This window comes from Gordonia alkanivorans NBRC 16433 (assembly GCF_000225505.1).
In the GTDB taxonomy this organism is placed as follows: domain Bacteria; phylum Actinomycetota; class Actinomycetes; order Mycobacteriales; family Mycobacteriaceae; genus Gordonia; species Gordonia alkanivorans.
Genome location: NZ_BACI01000007.1, coordinates 1 through 1,986, shown reverse-complemented (window position 1 = coordinate 1,986; position 1,986 = coordinate 1). Strand labels below are relative to the sequence as shown.

The 1,986-nt window shown below is 69.7% G+C and carries 1 protein-coding gene; it reads right to left on the bottom strand.

Annotation, left to right across the window (positions count from 1 at the left end):
- Positions 1-1,986 (bottom strand): condensation domain-containing protein (locus GOALK_RS01180; RefSeq protein ID WP_006356950.1); only part of this gene is annotated, 1,986 nt, incomplete at both ends.

Below are 1,986 nucleotides of genomic sequence, written 5' to 3'. Positions count from 1 at the left end.
TTCCCACACCACACCGCCACCTGCGACCCCGACAACCCCACCCGCTCAGCCACCACCGAACCCACCGAACGACCACCCCACCCCAACTCCACCACCGCACCCCGCGACCAGTCCGCGATGGCGGCACGCTCGGTCGCGTCGGCGAGGTCGATGTCGCCGACCACCACCGTGTCGTCGGCGAGACCGGTGGTGAGGACGTCGACGATCCGCTCACCCAGACGGCGGACGGTGCGATCCTCGAAGAGGTCGGTGGCGTAGACGATCCGCCCGGACAGGGCGGTCAGGTCGCCGGCTGCGTCGCGTGCGGCCGTCATTCCGATCATGAGGTCGAATCGCGCGGCGGGAACACCCGCCTCGACGGGCGTGACCGTCAGGCCGGGCACCGAGATGTCGCCGATCGCGGACTGTTCCAGTGTCAGCATCACCTGGGCGAGGGGTGCGAACGCCTCGCTGCGGGTCGGGGCGAGTACCTCGACGAGGTGCTCGAAGGGGACGTCGGCAGCCGCGAACGCGTCGAGGTCGGTGTCGCGGACCTGCCCGATCACCTCGCCGAACGTGGCACCCGGGTCGACCTGGGTGCGCAAGACGACGGTGTTGACGAACATGCCGACCAGGGCATCGAGTTCGGCGCGACCACGACCTGCGACCGGCGTCGCGAGTGCGATGTCGGAGGAACCCGCGAGACGGGACAGCACGACCGCGACGGCGGCGTGCAGCACCATGAACGCGGTGACCCCATGGCGACGTGCGAACCCGTCGATCGACGACGCGAGTCCCTCGGGCACCCCGAATTCCACGACGGCACCGTGGAGCGATGCCACCGGCGGCCGCGGACGATCAGTCGGCAGTTCGAGTACATCGGGCAGGTCCGCGAGCTCCTCCTGCCACCACCGGGCCCGGCGACCGAGCGCAGAGTCCGGATCGTCCACCGACCCGAGGACGCGCTGTTGCCAGAGGGCGACATCCGCGTACTGGACGTCCAGCGGGGGGCGTTCGGGCGCATGTCCCGCCGTACGCGCGGCATAGGCGTGCAGCAGGTCGTCGACGAGCGGTCGCAGGGATTCACCGTCCGCCGCGATGTGATGGAGGACCACGACCAGGAGGTGGTCGTCGGACTCGGCGACGATCCCGGCACGGATCGGCAGGTCGCGGGTGACGTCGAAGCCAGTGGAGGCGAGGGTCTCGACGTCCTCGTCGCACCACCACTGGTCCACGGTCACCTCGTCGGCGGACGCGATGTCCTGCCAAGGCCTACCGTCGAGGTCCTGCGGGTACCGGGTGCGCAGCACCTCGTGCCGGGTGATCACGTCGGCGAGCGCGGCGCGCAGGGCCACGGTGTCGAGCCGACCGCGCAGCCGCATGGCGAACGGGATGTTGTACGCGGGTGACGCCGGATCGAACTGGTTGATGAACCACATCCGCTGCTGCGCCGCAGAGAGGGGCGGGCGTGACGGACGCGGGATGGAGCCGAGGTCGAGGAGTTCATCGCCGGTCCGCTCACCGGAGGCCGACGGCGCGGCGCCCCTAGCGCGACCCAGACGCTCATCGACCCACGAGGCCATGGCACGGACGGACGGGGCGTCGAACAGTTCACGAACGGTGAACGGCAGCGAGAACATGTGCGAGAGCCGGGCGGCGACCCTGGTAGCGGACAACGAGTGCCCGCCGATCTCGAAGAAGCTGTCGGTGACCGACACCCGCTCGACGGCCTGGTCGAGGACGTCGGCGACGATCTCGACGATCAGGCGTTCGGTGTCCGAACCCGGCGCAACGATCTCACGCGGACCGAGCTCCGGTGCGGGAAGCGACTTTCGGTCGATCTTCCCGGATGTTCCGAGCGGCATGTCGTCGAGTACGACCACGGTGTCCGGCACCATGTACGGCGCGAGGCGACGTGCCGCATGTTCACGTACCTGCGCCACCTCGGCATCCCCGAAGACGTAGGCGACGAGGAGGTCGTCGCGCACCAGAACCGCGGCGGCGACG